Source organism: Streptomyces sp. NBC_00554, from assembly GCF_041431135.1.
GTDB lineage: Bacteria > Actinomycetota > Actinomycetes > Streptomycetales > Streptomycetaceae > Streptomyces.
This window is the reverse complement of sequence record NZ_CP107799.1, coordinates 3,592,357-3,608,628: the sequence shown is the minus strand read 5'-3', so window position 1 is coordinate 3,608,628 and position 16,272 is coordinate 3,592,357. Positions and strand designations below refer to the sequence as shown.

Annotated in this window: 19 protein-coding genes; 15 read left to right on the top strand and 4 right to left on the bottom strand. The window is 69.5% G+C overall.

Annotated features, from left to right (window positions below):
* Window positions 1–37 precede the first annotated feature (37 nt).
* From OG266_RS15530 to OG266_RS15465, 14 genes are all read left to right on the top strand, one after another.
* Window positions 38–406, top strand: a complete 369-nt coding sequence (locus OG266_RS15530) for a TadE/TadG family type IV pilus assembly protein (protein ID WP_371546231.1) — start codon at window positions 38–40, stop codon at window positions 404–406.
* Window positions 407–430: 24 nt separating this feature from the next.
* Window positions 431–1,771 (top strand): CpaF family protein, encoded by a 1,341-nt coding sequence (locus OG266_RS15525; protein ID WP_266455025.1) that lies wholly within the window; start codon window positions 431–433, stop codon window positions 1,769–1,771.
* A 25-nt stretch (window positions 1,772–1,796) separates the two neighbouring features.
* Window positions 1,797–2,741: a type II secretion system F family protein gene (locus tag OG266_RS15520; protein ID WP_266455023.1), complete on the top strand. Its 945-nt coding sequence runs from the start codon at window positions 1,797–1,799 to the stop codon at window positions 2,739–2,741.
* A gap of 13 nt (window positions 2,742–2,754) precedes the next feature.
* Window positions 2,755–3,645: a DUF5936 domain-containing protein gene (locus OG266_RS15515; protein ID WP_371546229.1), complete on the top strand. Its 891-nt coding sequence runs from the start codon at window positions 2,755–2,757 to the stop codon at window positions 3,643–3,645.
* The gene (locus tag OG266_RS15510; RefSeq protein ID WP_371546227.1) at window positions 3,642–5,120 is read left to right on the top strand and encodes a sensor histidine kinase; all 1,479 of its coding nucleotides are present in this window, start codon (window positions 3,642–3,644) and stop codon (window positions 5,118–5,120) included. Before OG266_RS15515 ends, OG266_RS15510 begins: the two co-directional genes overlap by 4 nt.
* Window positions 5,113–5,847, top strand: coding sequence for a response regulator (locus OG266_RS15505; protein ID WP_371546225.1), 735 nt, complete (start codon window positions 5,113–5,115; stop codon window positions 5,845–5,847). The genes OG266_RS15510 and OG266_RS15505 overlap by 8 nt, the downstream gene beginning before the upstream one ends.
* A gap of 117 nt (window positions 5,848–5,964) precedes the next feature.
* Complete coding sequence (locus tag OG266_RS15500; RefSeq protein ID WP_329545736.1) at window positions 5,965–6,168, top strand: hypothetical protein; 204 nt, start codon at window positions 5,965–5,967, stop codon at window positions 6,166–6,168.
* The gene (locus OG266_RS15495; protein WP_371552798.1) at window positions 6,165–6,779 is read left to right on the top strand and encodes a pilus assembly protein TadG-related protein; all 615 of its coding nucleotides are present in this window, start codon (window positions 6,165–6,167) and stop codon (window positions 6,777–6,779) included. The genes OG266_RS15500 and OG266_RS15495 overlap by 4 nt, the downstream gene beginning before the upstream one ends.
* A 15-nt stretch (window positions 6,780–6,794) precedes the next feature.
* Window positions 6,795–7,385 (top strand): hypothetical protein, encoded by a 591-nt coding sequence (locus OG266_RS15490; RefSeq protein WP_371546223.1) that lies wholly within the window; start codon window positions 6,795–6,797, stop codon window positions 7,383–7,385.
* A gap of 2 nt (window positions 7,386–7,387) precedes the next feature.
* Window positions 7,388–8,044: an OmpA family protein gene (locus OG266_RS15485; RefSeq protein ID WP_329545734.1), complete on the top strand. Its 657-nt coding sequence runs from the start codon at window positions 7,388–7,390 to the stop codon at window positions 8,042–8,044.
* 160 nt (window positions 8,045–8,204) lie between these two features.
* A complete protein-coding gene (locus OG266_RS15480; protein ID WP_371546221.1) occupies window positions 8,205–9,152 on the top strand; it encodes a hypothetical protein in 948 nt (315 codons plus the stop codon).
* A gap of 161 nt (window positions 9,153–9,313) precedes the next feature.
* On the top strand, window positions 9,314–9,949 hold the full coding sequence (locus tag OG266_RS15475) for a dihydrofolate reductase family protein (protein WP_371546219.1): 636 nt from the start codon (window positions 9,314–9,316) through the stop codon (window positions 9,947–9,949).
* Window positions 9,950–9,989: 40 nt separating this feature from the next.
* Window positions 9,990–10,862 carry an LLM class flavin-dependent oxidoreductase gene (locus OG266_RS15470; RefSeq protein WP_371546217.1) on the top strand — a complete coding sequence of 291 codons (873 nt, stop codon included), beginning with the start codon at window positions 9,990–9,992 and terminating at the stop codon, window positions 10,860–10,862.
* A gap of 45 nt (window positions 10,863–10,907) precedes the next feature.
* A complete protein-coding gene (locus tag OG266_RS15465; RefSeq protein WP_371546215.1) occupies window positions 10,908–11,429 on the top strand; it encodes a GNAT family N-acetyltransferase in 522 nt (173 codons plus the stop codon).
* On the opposite strand, the gene OG266_RS15460 is transcribed toward OG266_RS15465, so the two are convergent.
* Window positions 11,414–11,926 (bottom strand): DinB family protein, encoded by a 513-nt coding sequence (locus OG266_RS15460; protein WP_371546213.1) that lies wholly within the window; start codon window positions 11,924–11,926, stop codon window positions 11,414–11,416. The genes OG266_RS15465 and OG266_RS15460 overlap by 16 nt on opposite strands.
* Window positions 11,927–12,056: 130 nt before the next feature.
* Between OG266_RS15460 and OG266_RS15455 the strand changes: the two genes are divergently transcribed.
* On the top strand, window positions 12,057–12,872 hold the full coding sequence (locus OG266_RS15455) for a class I SAM-dependent methyltransferase (RefSeq protein WP_371546211.1): 816 nt from the start codon (window positions 12,057–12,059) through the stop codon (window positions 12,870–12,872).
* Between the two features lie 8 nt (window positions 12,873–12,880).
* On the opposite strand, the gene OG266_RS15450 is transcribed toward OG266_RS15455, so the two are convergent.
* From OG266_RS15450 to mgrA, 3 genes are all read right to left on the bottom strand, one after another.
* Window positions 12,881–14,032 carry a winged helix DNA-binding domain-containing protein gene (locus OG266_RS15450; protein WP_371546209.1) on the bottom strand — a complete coding sequence of 384 codons (1,152 nt, stop codon included), beginning with the start codon at window positions 14,030–14,032 and terminating at the stop codon, window positions 12,881–12,883.
* A gap of 403 nt (window positions 14,033–14,435) precedes the next feature.
* Complete coding sequence (locus OG266_RS15445; RefSeq protein ID WP_371546207.1) at window positions 14,436–14,771, bottom strand: DUF192 domain-containing protein; 336 nt, start codon at window positions 14,769–14,771, stop codon at window positions 14,436–14,438.
* 455 nt (window positions 14,772–15,226) lie between these two features.
* On the bottom strand, window positions 15,227–16,267 hold the full coding sequence (mgrA, locus tag OG266_RS15440; RefSeq protein WP_266454989.1) for an L-glyceraldehyde 3-phosphate reductase: 1,041 nt from the start codon (window positions 16,265–16,267) through the stop codon (window positions 15,227–15,229).
* Window positions 16,268–16,272 lie beyond the last annotated feature (5 nt).

The following is a 16,272-nucleotide window of genomic DNA, read 5'->3' as shown; positions in this document are numbered from 1 at the left end:
GCCTGGGCTGCGGGGCCTGAGGCCTGGGCTCCGGGGCTTGAGGCCTGGGCTCCGAGACCTGAGGCATCGGCTACGGGACGACCACGGCGTCTCCATCCTGGAGTTCACCGGGTTCCTGCCCATCCTGCTCGTCGTCGGCATGGCCGCCATCCAGCTGGGCCTCATCGGGTACGGCATCAACCAGGCCGGCACCGGGGCGCGAGCCGCCGCGCGGGTCGCCTCGCAGGGCGGGGACGGCGCGGCGGCCGGTCAGGCCGCGGTGAGCGGCTGGCTCAACCCGGCCGTGGCGGCTCCCGAAGGCCCCGACCTCACCACCGCCACCGTCACCGTCCAAGTCCCCGCCGTCATACCTCTCTTCAACCCCGTGACGGTCTCCCGCAGCGCCACCATGCCCACCGACGACTGACAGCAACAGGGAGGAGCCGAAGCCATGAGTCTGCGTTCCCGTATCGCCGCCCCCGACGAGGGGGGACCCGCCCGTGAGGACGGACACCTCGTCGCCGTCTACCGTTCGAAGCTGCTCGAAGAGATCGACCTCGCCGAGATGTCGAGCCTGGCGGCGGCCGAACGCCGGGTACGCCTGGAGCGCGTCCTCGGCCACATCATCAGCCGCGAGGGCCCGGTTCTCTCCTCCGCGGAACGCTCCCAGCTGATCCGCCGAGTTGTCGACGAGGCGCTCGGACTCGGCGTCCTCGAACCGCTCCTGGCCGACGCGTCGATCACCGAGATCATGGTCAACGGCCCGGACTCGATCTTCGTGGAGCGAGCGGGGCGCGTGGAGCAGCTCCCGCTCCGCTTCGCCTCCAACGAGCAGTTGATGCAGACCATCGAGCGGATCGTCTCCACCGTCAACAGGCGGGTCGACGAGTCGAACCCGATGGTCGACGCCCGCCTCCCCACCGGCGAGCGCGTCAACGTCATCATCCCGCCGCTCGCCCTCACCGGACCGACCCTCACGATCCGCCGCTTCCCCCGCGCCTACACCCTGCCCGAGCTGATCGGCCTCGGCACCCTCGACGAGCAGATGCTCATGCTCCTCGCGGCCTTCGTACGCGCCCGCTTCAACGTCATCGTCAGCGGCGGCACGGGCAGCGGCAAGACGACCCTGCTGAACGCTCTCTCCGGGCTCATCCCGTCCCACGAACGCATCATCACCATCGAGGACTCGGCCGAACTCCAGCTCCAGCAGGAGCACGTCATCCGCCTCGAATCCCGGCCCCCGAACGTCGAGGGCAAGGGCCAGATCACCATCCGCGACCTGGTCCGCAACTCGCTGCGCATGCGCCCGGACCGCATCATCGTCGGTGAGGTCCGCGGCGGTGAGACCCTCGACATGCTCCAGGCCATGTCGACGGGCCACGACGGTTCGCTCGCCACGGTCCACTCGAACTCCGCCGAGGACGCGCTGATGCGCCTCCAGACCCTCGGCTCGATGTCCGAGGTCCAGATCCCCTTCGAGGCCCTGAAGGACCAGATCAACTCGGCCGTCGAGGTCGTCGTGCAGCTCTCCCGCCACGCCGACGGCTCCCGCAAGGTCACCGAGATCGCCCTGCTGGTTTCGCACGGCCGCGAACAGTTCCGCATCGCTCCCGTCACCCGCTTCGTCCCCCGCCCCGTAGGCCCCGACCGGGTCGTTCGCGGCCACTTCGAGCACCTCCCGCTCCCGCGCTCCATCGCGGAGAAGCTGTACGTCGCCAACGAACCGCTGCCACCGGCCTTCGGAGTGGCCGAGGCGATCGACGTACTGAACACGAGGCAGGCCATCGGATGACTTCCACGGCTGAGAGGTGTGAGCCATGAACAACAACCCCGCCCTGCTCGCCCTCGGCGCGACGATCCTGTGCGGCACACTCGCCGTCGCGGGCATCCACTCGTACGCCTCCGGACGCGCCCAGCGCCAGGCACTGGTCGACCGTCTCGCCGGCGCCGGCCCCCTCCGCACGGCGGCAGGCCGGGTACGCCGCTTCGCGGGCATCGACCGCCGGGTCCGCCGCACCAGCATCGGCCGCTCGATCCACCTGCGCCTGTCGGCGACGGGACTCGACGTGACGGCGGGGGAGTTCTTCACGTACGTCACCGCCGTCGTCGTGGCGCTGTGGCTGATCGCGGCGGCGACCCTGGCCCCCTTCTTCGGCCCGATCGCCGCCCTCCTGGGCGTCTGGAGCGCGGCCTTCTTCCTCAACTGGCAGCGCCAGAAACGCATCGAGGCCTTCATCGCCCAACTCCCCGACGTGGCCCGCCTGCTGGCGAACGCGACGGCGGCCGGACTGGCGCTGCGGACGGCCCTGGCGATGGCGGCGGAGGAGCTGGAAGCCCCGGCGGGCGAGGAACTCGCGCACGTGGCCGACCAGTTGACGATGGGCAGGACCGTCGAGGACGCCCTCGCCGAACTCTCCGAACGCCTCCCGTCCCGCGAACTGATCGTCCTGGTCACGACTTTGGTGCTCGCCAACAAGGCAGGCGGATCGGTCGTCAGCTCCCTCCGGAACCTCACCCAGACCCTGGAGGACCGCAAGGAGACCCGCCGCGAGGTCCGCACGATGCTCTCCGAGGTCAACGCCACCGCCTTCACGGTCCCGTTCCTGGGCATCGGCTCACTCGTGCTGATCAACTCCTCGAACGAAGGAGCCCTGGCCCGGGTCACCGGCTCCCCGCTCGGCCAGGGCCTGGTCCTGCTGTCCCTGGGCCTCTACGCCGTCGGCTTCTTCGTCATCCGCCGCCTCGGCAAGATCGAAGTATGAGGGAGGGATCACGTTGCTGACGCTGCTGCTCGCTCTCCTCATGGCCGCCTCGGTCGCGGGCGTCCTCCTGGGCATCCGCATGATCCGCGCCGACGCCAAACTGCCCTCCGACCTCGTGCTCGCCCTGGAGGTCGGCGGAACCCGCGTCTCCAAGGCGGACTCGGCCGTCGACCGCCTCGGCATGCGCTTCGCGCCCTCGGTCCTGCGCCTGATGGGCCCCCGCCGGGTCGACGCCAAGCGCCGCCGTATCGACATGGCGGGCAACCCCGGCGGCCTGACCCTCAACCGCTACGCGGCCCGCCGGGCGGTGTACGGCATCTTCGGCGTCGTACTCGGCTTCGTCTTCCTCTCCAACGGCCAACTCTTCCTCGCCGCTCTGACCTTCGCCTTCGGCGTGGTGGCCGCCGACGCCCTCATCTGGCAGGCCGTCCGGGAACGCAAGGAGGTCATCGACCGCACCCTCCCCGACTTCCTCGACGTCCTCGCGGTCGTCGTCTCGGCGGGCCTCGGCTTCCGCCAGGCCCTGGACCGCGTCGCCGAGAAGTACGAGGGCCCCTGGGCGGACGAACTGCGCATCACGCTCCGCCAGATGGACGTGGGCGTCAGCCGCCGCCAGGCCTTCGACGAACTCCGCAAACGCAACTCCTCCGAACAGGTCGCCCAGTTCGTCTCGGCCCTCCAACAGGGCGAGGAACTCGGCTCCCCCATCGCCGACACCCTCATCCAGCTCGCCAACGACATGCGCCGAACAGACGCCCAGAACGCCCGCCGCCGCGCCGCGAAAACCATCCCCAAGGCCACGATGGTCACCCTCGTCTTCATGCTCCCCGCGACAATGATCCTGATCGCAACAGGCATGTTCCTGGGCTCGGGCACCGACTTCGGCTCGATCTTGGGCCGATGATGACTATGAGGCTGACGCGGCTGTGGGCCGCGGGCGCCGGCCGCAGTCACAGCTGCCGTCCCAGCTGTGGGCATGCGTGCCGCAAGGGGCGGCACGGGTGGGCACAGCGGCACCTCGCAAGCGCCGAGCAGCGCACCCACCCCGACGGTAACCAGGACGCCGGGCCCCCGGAAGCAGACGCGGGCTGGCCCAAGGGCGACGCCGGTTACCTCGCAGACGACGCCCCCGCCCCCGGCAGCATCCGCCTCCAACTGAACGCCCTACAGGCCCTATGCCGCCAGGCCTTCGCAGTACGCGGGGCAGCCATAGCGATAGGCGCCCCCGTTGCGATGGCCAACGCCACGGACGGCCCACCCCGCTACGCCGTACTGGCCGCGGCGGTCCTCGGCGTCATGGGCTCGTACGCCATGCTCCGAGACTGGGACCGCTTCGGCCCCCGCCTCCTGGCCCACCCCACCCTCATGGCCGTGGACCTCACCTTCGGCGCGGTCCTCCTCCTGACCGCCTCCCCGGCCTCCCCCCTCGCCTACGCGACGGTCTGCACCCCGCTCCTGGCGGGCCTCCTGTACGGCTGGCGCGGCTCGGGCATCTTCACGGGCCTGCAGCTGATCGTCCTCCTCACCGTGTACAGAGCCTGGGCACACCACCCCGGAGCAGGCGCCAACACCCTCCTCATCGCAGGCTTCTGCATCGGCGCCGGCATCATCGGCGTCACCCTCCGCAACCTGATGTTCCGCTTCGGTACGGCCAGCCAGGCACTCTCCGAGGCGACCTCCCGCCTCGCCGTCGCGGAGGCGGTGGAGTCCGAACGAGCCCGCCTGGCCCGCGAGATGCACGACTCGGTGGCGAAGACTCTCCACGGCCTGGCCCTGGCGGCGGAGGCGCTTGCGGCATCGGCGGACGCCTCGGACCCGAAGGCGCTGGAGGCGCTCAAGGGCCAGGCGACAACGGTGGCGGGCGCGGCGCGCAGAGCGGCGGCGGAGTCCCGCGCACTCCTGTCGGACCTGCGCAGCCACACTGACCTCCTCTCCGAACTCACCATCCGCACGGCCGACTTCGAGTCACACACGCAGATCAGTACATCCCTGAACCACAAGGGTGGCCGCTGCCCGCCCCTCCCCGACACCACCGCCCACCACCTCCTGGCGATCGTGTCCGAGGCCCTGGAGAACGCCCACCGCCACGCGGACGCGAAGCGGGTGACGATCGAACTGGACGCCTCCGAGACCGATCTCACGGTCCGCGTCCAGGACGACGGCCGAGGCCTGCCCGGGGCCACCACCCTTCAAGACGCAACGAAAACCGGCCACTTCGGCCTGCTGGGCATGTCGGAACGGGCCGCCACCCTCAACGCCCGCATCCACCTGGGCCGATCCCCCCAGGGAGGCACAGAGGTAGCCGTAACGCTCCCTCTGGCCCTCCCCGCGACGCCCTGCGCACCCCACCCCCCTCAACAGGAGGCCGCACATGCCTGACCAGGCACTTCCCGGCCCGCCACCCCTCCGCGTACTCGTGGCCGACGACAACCCGGTCGTCCGGGCCGGCCTCACCGCGCTGCTCGGCGGCCACCCCGACATCGAGGTCGTAGCGGCGGCGGCCGACGGCGAAGAAGCCCTCACCTCCGCCGCCCGCCACGCCCCCGACGTCGTACTCCTCGACGTCCGCATGCCCGGCACCGACGGCCTGACCGCCCTGCCCGACCTGGCCCGAATCGCCCCGGTGATGATGCTGACGTACAGCCGTGAACCCGAGGTCGTGGCCGAGGCGTTGCTCCGGGGAGCGGCCGGCTATCTCGTCCACGGAGAGTTCACCGCCGCCGAACTGATCACCGCAGTACGCGACTTGAGGAACGGCACGCCGACTTTCACGAATTCACTCGGTGTTTCCTACGAACCGAACAAAAACTCTTCGCATCTGCAACCAGTTGTGGCACAGTCGTCAAAGGCTCGACTCACGCACGCGGCGGCCCTTCGTCGCCGCACCCTCAATCGGCCCGACTTCGGCCTGAGTTCAAGGGAGGTGGAGGTAATGGACCTCATCGCATCCGGCATGAGCAACCGCCAAATCGCCGCCACCTGCTTCATCAGCGAGAAGACCGTCAAGAACCACATCAACCGCATCTTCGCAAAGCTGCACAGTTCTTCGCGGAGCGAAGCGATCGCCCACTGGCTGGGGACTGCGCGGGAGGGGTGGAGGCGGTGACTCCGAGACGGACTGCAGTATGGGGAAGTTGGGCCCTTGGGCCCACTCGCAGTAGGCGGGTTCTCACGTACGGTGCTCGGGTCGGTAGTGGTGGTGTCGGGTGGGAGGCCAGTGACGATGAGCAGCTTCGAGGCGTGGACGCGGACCGTTGTCTCCCGAATGCGGGGCAAGGAGCGGGATGCGGGGGCCGGGTTCGTGGAGTACGCGGGCCTGATGATCATCATCGCGGGGATCTTCACGCTGATCGACGGTCTCGGGCTGGACGGGTTGATCTCAGACGCGATCCTCAACGCGGTCAACGACGTCATCGGCGGCGGCTGACCTCAGTACAACTGGGGAGCGACGGTGGACAGACGCTCCCCATCTACATCTGGCTGACGGTGATTCTGCTCTTTGCCGCGTTGGCCTTCTTCGTGTTCGCCCAGGCAGCGTCCGCCCGTAATGGTGCTCAATCCGCGGCGGACGCTGCGGCGTTGGCAGCGGCGCAGGACGCGCGGGACGAGCTGTTGCTCGACCTCGGGGACGCCATCGGTGCGGGTGACGACTGGCTGGACTGGCTTGACCTGACCGGCGATGCCGAGCTTCCGGCCGGAGGAACCGCCGAAGCGGCCGGGGAGTTGGCCGCTGCCAATGATTCGACCGTCCAGGCCATCGTGCCCCAGGCGGTGGGCGGCTACCCCGGTTTCCGAGTCGACATACAGACCAACTACACGGTCGGCGACTCGATCATCCCCGGTACCGAAGGCATGCAGGCGCAGGCCCATGCCATTGCCGTGGTCCAGCCGCGCTGCGAGTTCGATCTGAACGCGGATCCCACACAACCCGTGGAACTGGTCTGCGACGGCGAGACCGTGAACATCGACCCCGAAGATTTCGATCCGGACGACCTTCCTGACGCGTCCGTGATGTTCTCTGTGTATCTGGCCGAGTGAGAGGAAGCCGCACCGATGGACTTTCGGCACACCATGAAGGGCCGCAGGGCGCTGAGCGCGGTGGCGATCACGGCTGGGCTGCTCCTCACGGTGGCCGGCTGCGGCGGGGGAGACGACGACAAGTCCGAGGGCGCTCCGTCGTCGTCACCGGCGCAGAGCAACAGTGATGACGGGAAGGAGGAGTCGCAGGCTCCCCCGTCGGACACGGTCCTTGCTGAGGTCAAGGGCGAGGGCGGTGTGACTCTTACGATCTCGTCCGCGAAGCGTGACGAGGGCGGCTTCGTCACTGTCGAGGGCACAGTCACGAACGCTACCGGCAAGGCTTGGTCCGTGGGCAGCTGGCGAGGTGACGAGCGTGAGTTGGCCAAGAACGGCGGATCCATGGCGGGCGCCAGCCTGGTCGATGAGACAGGCAGGAAGAAGTACCTGGTCCTGCGTGACACCGAGGGCCGGTGCCTGTGCACGAGGTTTACCGGTGGCTTGAGCCAGGGCGAGAGCACCCAGTGGTTTGCCCAATTCCCAGCCCCACCCACCGACACCACCAAGGTCAGCTTCCAAGTAGGCGCCATGCCCCCCGCCTCGATCGAACTCACCGAGGGCGAGTAGCCATGGCCCTCACCTTCCGCCACACGGCGACCACGCTCACGGCCCTCGCGGTGCTGGCGACCCTTACCCTGAGCGACCCTCCGGCATACGCCGCCGACGACGACCCGAGCGCCCCACCGGGCAGCGTGACAACTTCCCCACCGCCCGAGGTGGACGCCAACAGCCCAGGCCTGAAACTGGCCGATGGCGGGACGCTCGCCCCCGCCAAGGTCCTCGACATCAAGTCAGTCGTAGAAGACCTAGGCGGCGAAGAGCGCCGAGAGGACACCAACTCGGACGTGACCTTCGCTCTGCAGGCCGAGGTCCTCTTCCCCAAGGACAGTTCGAAACTGAACCCCGAGGCCCGTTCCCGTATCCAGGCGATCGCGGACGAGATCAAGGCCACGAACGCGACGACCGTCCGTGTCTTCGGCTTCACCGACAACCTCGGCTCGTACGCCCACGGCCTGACCCTCTCCAAGAACCGCGCGGAAGTGGTCCACGACCAACTGGCCTCCTACCTCGGCTCGACGGACGTCACCTTCGAGGTCCGCGGCTACAGCGAGGACTACCCGATCGCCGACAACACCTCGGAACAGGGCCGCAGAAAGAACCGCCGCGTCGAGGTGACGTTCCCGCGGGGGGAGTCGAGCGGCGAATCGTCGGGAACCCAGAGCTGAGACGGGGATGCCGGACTGGGGCCACCTCGCGGAGACAGTGGGCGTCTGTTTCACGGAGGTCGTGCTGGTCCTCACCTTCCGCGTGAGGTTCTACGAGCCCTGGTTGCTTACAGCGACTCCTTGGCGGAGCGCCGGGAGGCCTATGAGGATCGCGCGTTCCGTGGTCGCCGAGCGCCCGAAACCGGCCGACGTGGGAGAGGTGACCGCGGCGATCGAGGCGAACGGCGCGCTTCCTCCCTTTCCGCCGGAGGAATTGGAGCGGCGGTTGTTCGAGGCCGAACTGGCCGACAGGGGACGCGAGTCCTGGCCGGTAGGGACGGTGATCGTGCCTTCGCTGCCGGTGCTGGTCCTGGTGCTCGCGTTCCCCGGCATGGAACTCCGGCTGGCTGCCGCCCTGGGTATCCCCTGGCTCACCTGGGGTTTCCGCGAGGCCTGGTTCCTGAGCCGCATAACGGCTCAGGATTGCCCGCTGTCCATCCACGGCGACTGCGCCAGAGCGATCCTCGCCTGCGGAAAGGTCAGGGAAAGACAGGGAGACAGCCTGTCGCTCGACGCCCGGGTGGAGGCAGTGATCCGGGACCTCGGCAGCTTCGCGGAGTACGGCCACTGGCAGGCCAGCGAACCCCGACGCAAGGAATTGGCCGAACACATCACCCAGGTGCAGGGCGCCTTGCGCGACGCTGCCGGCGCCGTGTTCCGCGACGGAGACGACGCGCTGCCGCCACTGGTCGCGAGGCTGGTCACGGTGATGGAGCGCGCGGCAGCGGGCCGTTGGACAGGTCTGCTGGATTCGGCCGCGCTACCCACCGAGCCGCTTCCCGTCCCCACCCCGACCCGCGGCCGGCGTCTCGCGGAAGCCGTCGGAGTCATGGCGCTCACGATGGGCGCCGGGGGTCTGGTGATCGGCGCGCTGGCACTGAACGCCCCGGCGCAGTACGCAGCCGTGATCGGTATGGCCGGCTTCCTGGGCGGCGGGCTTGCCTGGCGTGGCCGCCACCTCGGCCTCACCACCCGAGGCATCTTCGGCGCGGTCGGCTCGGGCCTCTCGGCCGGCCCAGCGCCCTCGCCCCCTGCGGACGCAGAAGGCGGTCGGCCGCTTCCGCCTTGATCGCACCGTACGTCGTCGCCCGCCCGGAGGCGATCGCCGAGCGCGAGCAGCCCCAGGCGATCGAGCCCCCAGGCGAAAGGCGTTTCACCCTGCTGGTCCCGTGCCCTCCTGGTTGACTGGTCACGTCCCTGTGTAGCGAGACGACCCGGGTGAGGTCCGCCATGCGAAAGATCGTCGTGATGATGTCGGTGTCCCTGGACGGGTTCTTCGAGGGGCCGAACCGTGAGATCGACTGGGCTGTGGACGACGAGGAGGTGTTCCGGAACGTCAACGCGGAGGTCAAGGGGCTGAGCGCCCTGCTGTTCGGGCGGCTGACCTACGAACTGATGGCCGGGTACTGGCCGGACGCGGACAAGGACCCCGCCAGCAGCCCGACAACGGTCGAGTTCGCGGGGATCTGGCGGAACATCCCCAGGCTCGTGTTCTCCCGGACGCTGCAACGGGCGGACGGGCAAACCACGATCGTGCGGGACGTCGTGCCCGAGGAGATCAGGGCGCTGAAGGAGCAGCCGGGCGGAGATCTGGGGCTCGGGGGCGCCGATCTCGCCGCCGAGTTCATGCGGCACGGTCTCGTGGACGACTTCCGGTTGTACGTCCATCCGGTACTCATCGGCCGTGGCAGGCGCCTGTTCCCGGAGACGGACTACCTCACCCGTCTGCGGCTCGTCGAGTCGCGGATCTTCGACAGCGGTGTCGTACTCCTGCGGTATACGCGTGCCGACACCGACACCGACACCGACACCGACACCGACACCGACACCGACACCGGCGGCGGCGGCGGCGGCGGCGAAGCGTAAAGCAGTTGTCCGCCGAGCCAGTCCTAGGTAGTAAGGCCACATGACTGGACTCGGTGCTGTGTTCCGGCCTCAGCTGCCCCCCGAGCGTCTGCGTGCCATGGCGCGCGTGGCGGACGAGGCGGGCCTTGAGGAACTCTGGCTGTGGGAGGACTGTTTCCTCGAAGGGGGGATCTCGGCCGCGTCGGCCGCCCTCGCCTGGACCGAACGGGTGCGGGTCGGCGTGGGCCTGCTGCCCGTGCCACTGCGCAATGTCGCCGTCACCGCGATGGAGACCGCCACGCTGCACCGCCTGTTCCCGGGGCGCGCGATCCTGGGCGTCGGCCACGGCGTACAGGACTGGATGGGACAGGTCGGGGCGCGGGCCGAGTCGCCCGTGACCTTGCTGCGCGAGTACCTGGAAGCGCTGTGCGCGCTGCTGGGCGGGAAGCGGGTCAGCACGGACGGGCGGTATGTGAAGCTCGACGGCGTCGCCCTCGACTGGCCGCCGACGCGGGCGCCGGAGGTTCTCACGGGCGCCACCGGCCCCCGTACGCTCCGGCTCTCCGGCGAGGCCGCCGACGGCACCATCCTCACCGCCGCCACCGCACCCGAGGGGGTACGGCGCGCACGCCAACTCATCGACGAGGGACGCAAGTCGGCGGGCCGGACCGGCCACCACCGGATCGTCGTCAACCTACATGCGGCCACCGGCCCCGACGCCGCCGCCCGGCTGCGCGCCGAGATCGCGGCCAATGGCGAGGACCCGGTGCCCGAACACGGAGTCGCCGGTGACGCGGACGCGGTCGCCAAGGCGGTCCAGCGCCTCGCGGACGCCGGGGCCGACACCGTGATCCTCCAGCCCACCGCCGACGAACCCGATCCCGAGGGCTTCCTGCGGTTCGTGGCAGGGGAAGTGCGGCCGCTCGTCCCCTGATGAGGGACCGGGAATTGTCAGTGCCCGGTGCCACACTTCCTGAGCATGAGGGACGACGTGCGAATCAGGGACGTACAGGACGCTGATCTGGAGCTGTTCTACGAGCAGCAGCTGGACGCGGAGGCGGTGCGGCGGTCGAGGTTCCCCTCCCGGGAACGGGAGGTCTTCATGAACCACTGGGTCACGAAGGTCCTCGGCGACAGCACCGCCTTCGTCCAGACGGTCACCGTCGCGGGCGAACCGGCCGGCAACATCGTGGCCTGGTGGGACGACCAACCGGGCCGGCAGAGTCAACAGGATCCGCGGCGCTTCATCGGCTACTGGTTCGGCCGCCCGTACTGGGGCCGGGGCATCGCCACCGAGGCCCTCACCCTCTTCCTCCGCCTTGAGAAGAACCGCCCCTTGTACGCCGACCCCTTCACCGGCAACACCGCCTCAGTACGCCTCCTGGAGAAGCACGGCTTCCAGCACACCGGCACGGTCCGCCACGGCGAGAACGAACACGCCATGCTCGTACTGGAAAAGCCCGACGAGCTGCACGAGGAGGGGAGTCAGCCCCGCCGGTGATCCCCCGCCCCACCGTCGATCAACTCCCGCACGATGTCCATGTGTCCCGCGTGCCGTGCCGTCTCCTCGACCATGTGGATCAGGACCCAGCGCAGGGAGACGGTCGTGCCGTGCGAGGACTTGCCGAGGTCGTCGAGGGAGAGCTCGTCGATGGTGTAGTCGGCGGCGGCGCGGGCGCGGCCGTAGAACTCCACGATCTGCGCCGTCGTCTCACCCTGGCCCGCGCTCATGTCCTCCGCCTTGTACGGGTCGAACCAAAAGGGCTCGACCTCGCGCCCGAACGTCGAGCAGAACCAGCCGTACTCGACGGACGCGAGATGCTTCACCAGGCCCAGCAGGTTCGTGCCCGACGGCGTCATCACCCGCCGCACCTGCTCGTCGTCGAGCCCCTCCAGCTTCCACAGCACGGCATCTCTGTGCCGGTTGAGACTCGCGTGCAGGCTCTCCTTCTCGCCACCGGTGTACGGAGTTCGGGCGGCCCCTGTATTCGTCGTCATGGCCGGAACGTAACAGCGGCCACTGACATCGCGGGGTCACGACAACGCAGGGCCACTGACAGCACACGGCGACCGCGACGCGCCGGAATTCATTCGCGGCACCGTCCGCCCCCTTGAGAAGATCCGCCGCATGACCGCGATCCGCAACCGCACCTTCGAAGCCCTCGTCAGCGAAGCCGAGGCCGCGTCCGTCGACGGCTGGGACTTCTCCTGGTTCGAGGGCCGGGCCACCGAGGAGCGGCCCTCGTGGGGTTACGCGCGGGCGATGGGGGAGCGGCTCGCACGCGCGTCCGCCGCGCTCGACATCCAGACCGGCGGGGGTGAAGTCCTCGACTCCGCACCGAAGTTGCCCCAGCTCACCGCAGCCACCGAGGGCTGGCCGCCGAACGTCGCCAAGGCCACCGCCCTCCTCCACTCGCGCGGCGCCGTGGTGGTCGCCGCCCCGGAGGACGCGCCGCTGCCCTTCGCGGCCGAGGCCTTCGACCTGGTCGTCAGCCGTCACCCCGTCCGCACCTACTGGGACGAGGTCGCGCGCGTCCTGCGCCCCGGAGGCACCTATTTCTCCCAGCAGGTCGGCCCGGCGAGTGTCGTCGAGGTCGTGGAGTACTTCCTCGGCCCGCAGCCGGACAAGGTCAAGAACGGCCGCCACCCGGACCTCGCCGTCGCCGCAGCCGAGGCCGCCGGACTCGACCTCGTGGACCTGCGCTCGGAACGCCTCCGCATCGAGTTCCACGACATCGGAGCCGTCGTCCACTTCCTCCGCAAGGTGATCTGGATGGTCCCCGGCTTCACCGTCGACCAGTACCGCCCCCAACTCCGCACCCTGCACGAGCAGATCGAGACCGAGGGCCCGTTCATCGCCCACAGCACCCGCTTCCTCATCGAAGCCCGGAAGCCCGAAGCCCGGAAGCCCGAAGCCCCGAAACCTGAATCCCGGAGGCCGTGACAGCGCGCCTACGCGTGCGCCCCCGCCGTCACCTTCCCGATCACCAACTCCGCCTTCGCCTCCAGCACTTCCCCCACCCGCTCCACCCGCACGGCCAACTCCCGTTCCCGCGCCGCCGTCAGCCGCCCCAGCGGCTCCACCGTGACCGTCGTACGCTTGCCCTGGCGACGCTGGTGCCAGACCCCCGCGACCACGCCGTCGACCAGGAGCACCGGGTAGTTGCCGGCCTGGCCGCCCGCGAGGGCGCGCTCGTACGCCGGCCCGGGGAACAGCGTCTCGCGCGGCTGGGCGGCGATGGCGTACGCGTCGAAGTAGGGGAGCAGCCGCAGCCCGCGCACGGGTTCCGCGGGGAACTCCGTGTCGCCCGCCACCACCCAGGCCGGTCCTCCCTCGAAGCCGACCTCTTCGATCTCACCGGCCGCGGCGGACGAGGCGAACAGCTCACCCGCCCAACCCCGGGGCGCCGCAAGCCACTTGGCGAAGTTCGCCACCGTCGCCGGTCCGTAGGCGCGCAGATAACGCCGTACGAGCGTCGAGAGCGCCGCATCCTCCGCCAGCGGTTCGAAGCGCGGAGGCCGTGTGTACGTCACCTTGCGGCCCCGGTTCGGCCCGAAACACAGCGCGCCCCGCTGTCCCGCCCGGTGCATCACCTGGCGCCAGCGCGGCCACATGGTCTGGAAGGCGGGCATCACCAGGTCCCCGGCCCAGGGCCCGGTGCGCGCCACCACCTCGTCGCTCAGCTCGTCGATGGTCAGGTACGTGCCGTCCAGGGCCTCCCCGATCGCCGCGACCACCTCTTCCGCCTGCGCCTCGGTGAGCCGCGCGTTCGGCGCGAACGGGCCCGAACCGGTCGGAATCGCCGCCAACACGGTTGTCCAGAAGGGGAGTTCGGAGGTGGGCAGCAGATGCACGGTTCCCCGGGGGCCGTGCATCTTCACCAGCGACCGGTGCTCCCACAGCGCCGCGCGTACGTCCGCCCGCGTCACCCCGTCCGCCCGCACCCCCACCGACACCTCGGCCGCCGACAGCACCTGCGCGTGCGCGCCGAGCATCGCGCCGACCACCTCGGCCACGGGGGTGCCGGTCTTCGCGGGCACGGTGAGGAACTGCCGTTCCAGCCGCCGTGCGCTCGCCTCGTCCCATGTGATCTTCACGGTCATGAGGCCGACGCTAGACCCGAAAGAGGTCAGATTCTGTCCGCTGAGGCGGCGGGCGCTGATTGACCGAAAACATGCGGATGTGGCCCATTCCGCATGAGATGTCCGTCCATATGGTGGACACCCGGCGGTGGGTGGCGGTGGATGGCGGCGCGTGGGTGGGTGCGTGTCCGGCGTGTGGCGCACAACTCACACGGTTTTCACATCGTTATCCAGAGTGGCTCGCCTCGGCTGTTTGCCTCACGTAAGTTCAGACCAAGGTAATTCGCGTGAGCAAAGCTGCGCGTGTGGCACCGCGCAGTGGAGGGGGCTGCGCGGTGCTGCGTCCACTTTTCTGACGCGACGTCACCCCGTCGGAGCCCGACGTCATCGGCATCGCACCGAGGTCACCGGCACCGGACCGACGTCACCGGCCCTGGACCACGAGCCGCACCCCGCGCCGCAGACCCCACCGCTCCATCGCCCCGGCTTCCGCCTCCAGGACGTGCCTGGCTCGCGGGCGCGGCAGCCCCACCCGACCCGGGCGCATCGTGCGTACCGCCAGGACCCGGAATTTCCCGTCCAGGTGTGCGACGTCGATCGCGAACCGCATCCCCACCGTGTGCACCGAGCTCGCCGGACTCAGCAACAGCGCCCCCTCGATCCCCTCCCGCCCGAGCAGTCCGCGCCGCCGGGCCCGCGCCGACTCGGCGAGTTCCAGGGGGACCGGCTCGGGGGTCTCGGGAGTGGTGAACGTCGCCATGGCTGCGAAGTTAGCGGTGGCGTCAAGCCGCCGTTCCCGACGCGCGTCACTCTCTTGGAGTACGTCCCGGCGAGTCGCCGAGGAAAACACAATCAGCGAGCAAACCCTCCGGATCTTTCCGAATCCTCCGCGGTTCTCGACGAACCCCTTTGATTCCGCTGTGATTCGGCCATGATCGCACCCTGAATCCGGGCTTCCGGGCCCATCGCGGCGTCGTCGGGCGATTCCGGAGAGTAGTTGTGGCACGCCGATGCACGCAGCATCACTTACGAAGGGTTATGGTGGAAACCCCCCCTCGGGCCGGTCCGTCTCCCCCCCACGGACCGGCCCGTTTTTTGTGCCCGCACACCGCCCGCCGGACGGGCGCCCCCGTGCGCCCCCCAGGCCCCGCGGCCCCCAGCCCCGGCGAACCCCGGTGACTCAGCGCCGACCGGCCCGGCGGATGCCCGACCGACTCAGCGCCTGCCGGCCCAGATGTTCGTCCCCGGCGTTGACACCGCGAACGCGTCGATCTCCTTCAACTCCTCGTCCGTCAGCTTCGGAGCCGACAGCGCCGCCAGGTTCTCCTCCAGCTGCCGCACGCTGGACGCACCGATGAGAGCGGAGGTCATCCGCTCGTCGCGCAGCACCCAGGTGAGCGCGAGCTGGGCGAGGGACTGGCCGCGGCGGGCCGCGATGTCGTTCAGCCCGTTCAGCCGGCGCACGACATCGGCGTCGCCCGCCAGGCCCGGGTCCAACGACTTGCCCTGGGTGGCTCGCGAGCCCTCCGGGATGCCCTTGAGGTACTTGCCCGTCAGCAGGCCCTGCGCGAGCGGCGCGAAGGAGATGCAGCCCATGCCGGCCGCCTCCAGCGCGTCGAGCAGGCCGTCGTCCTCCGTCCAGCGGTTGATCATCGAGTACGAGGGCTGGTGGATGAGCGGACGCACCCCCATCCCGGTCAGGATCGAGGCCGCCTCGGTGGTCTGCTCGGCGCTGTACGAGGACACCCCCACATACAGCGCCTTGCCCTGCTGGACCGCGGACGCGAGCGCGCCCATCGTCTCCTCCAGCGGGGTGTCCGGATCGAAGCGGTGCGAGTAGAAGATGTCCACGTAGTCGACGCCCATCCGCTTCAGCGAGGCGTCCAGGGACGACAGCAGGTACTTGCGGGAACCCCACTCGCCGTACGGGCCGGGGTGCATTTCGTAGCCGGCCTTGGTCGACAGGACCAACTCGTCCCGGTAGGGCGCGAAGTCCTGCTTCAGCAGCTTGCCGAAGTTGAGCTCCGCGGAGCCGGGCGGCGGCCCGTAGTTGTTCGCCAGGTCGAAGTGCGTGACGCCCAGGTCGAAGGCGCGGCGCAGGATCGCGCGCTGGGAGTCGAGGCCGCGGTCGTCGCCGAAGTTGTGCCACAGGCCGAGCGAGACGGCGGGCAGCTTGAGTCCGCTGCGTCCCGTACGCCGGTATTCCATCGATTCGTACCGCTCTGTCAAGGCGCGGTATACAGACGAGTCGTTCATGGTTA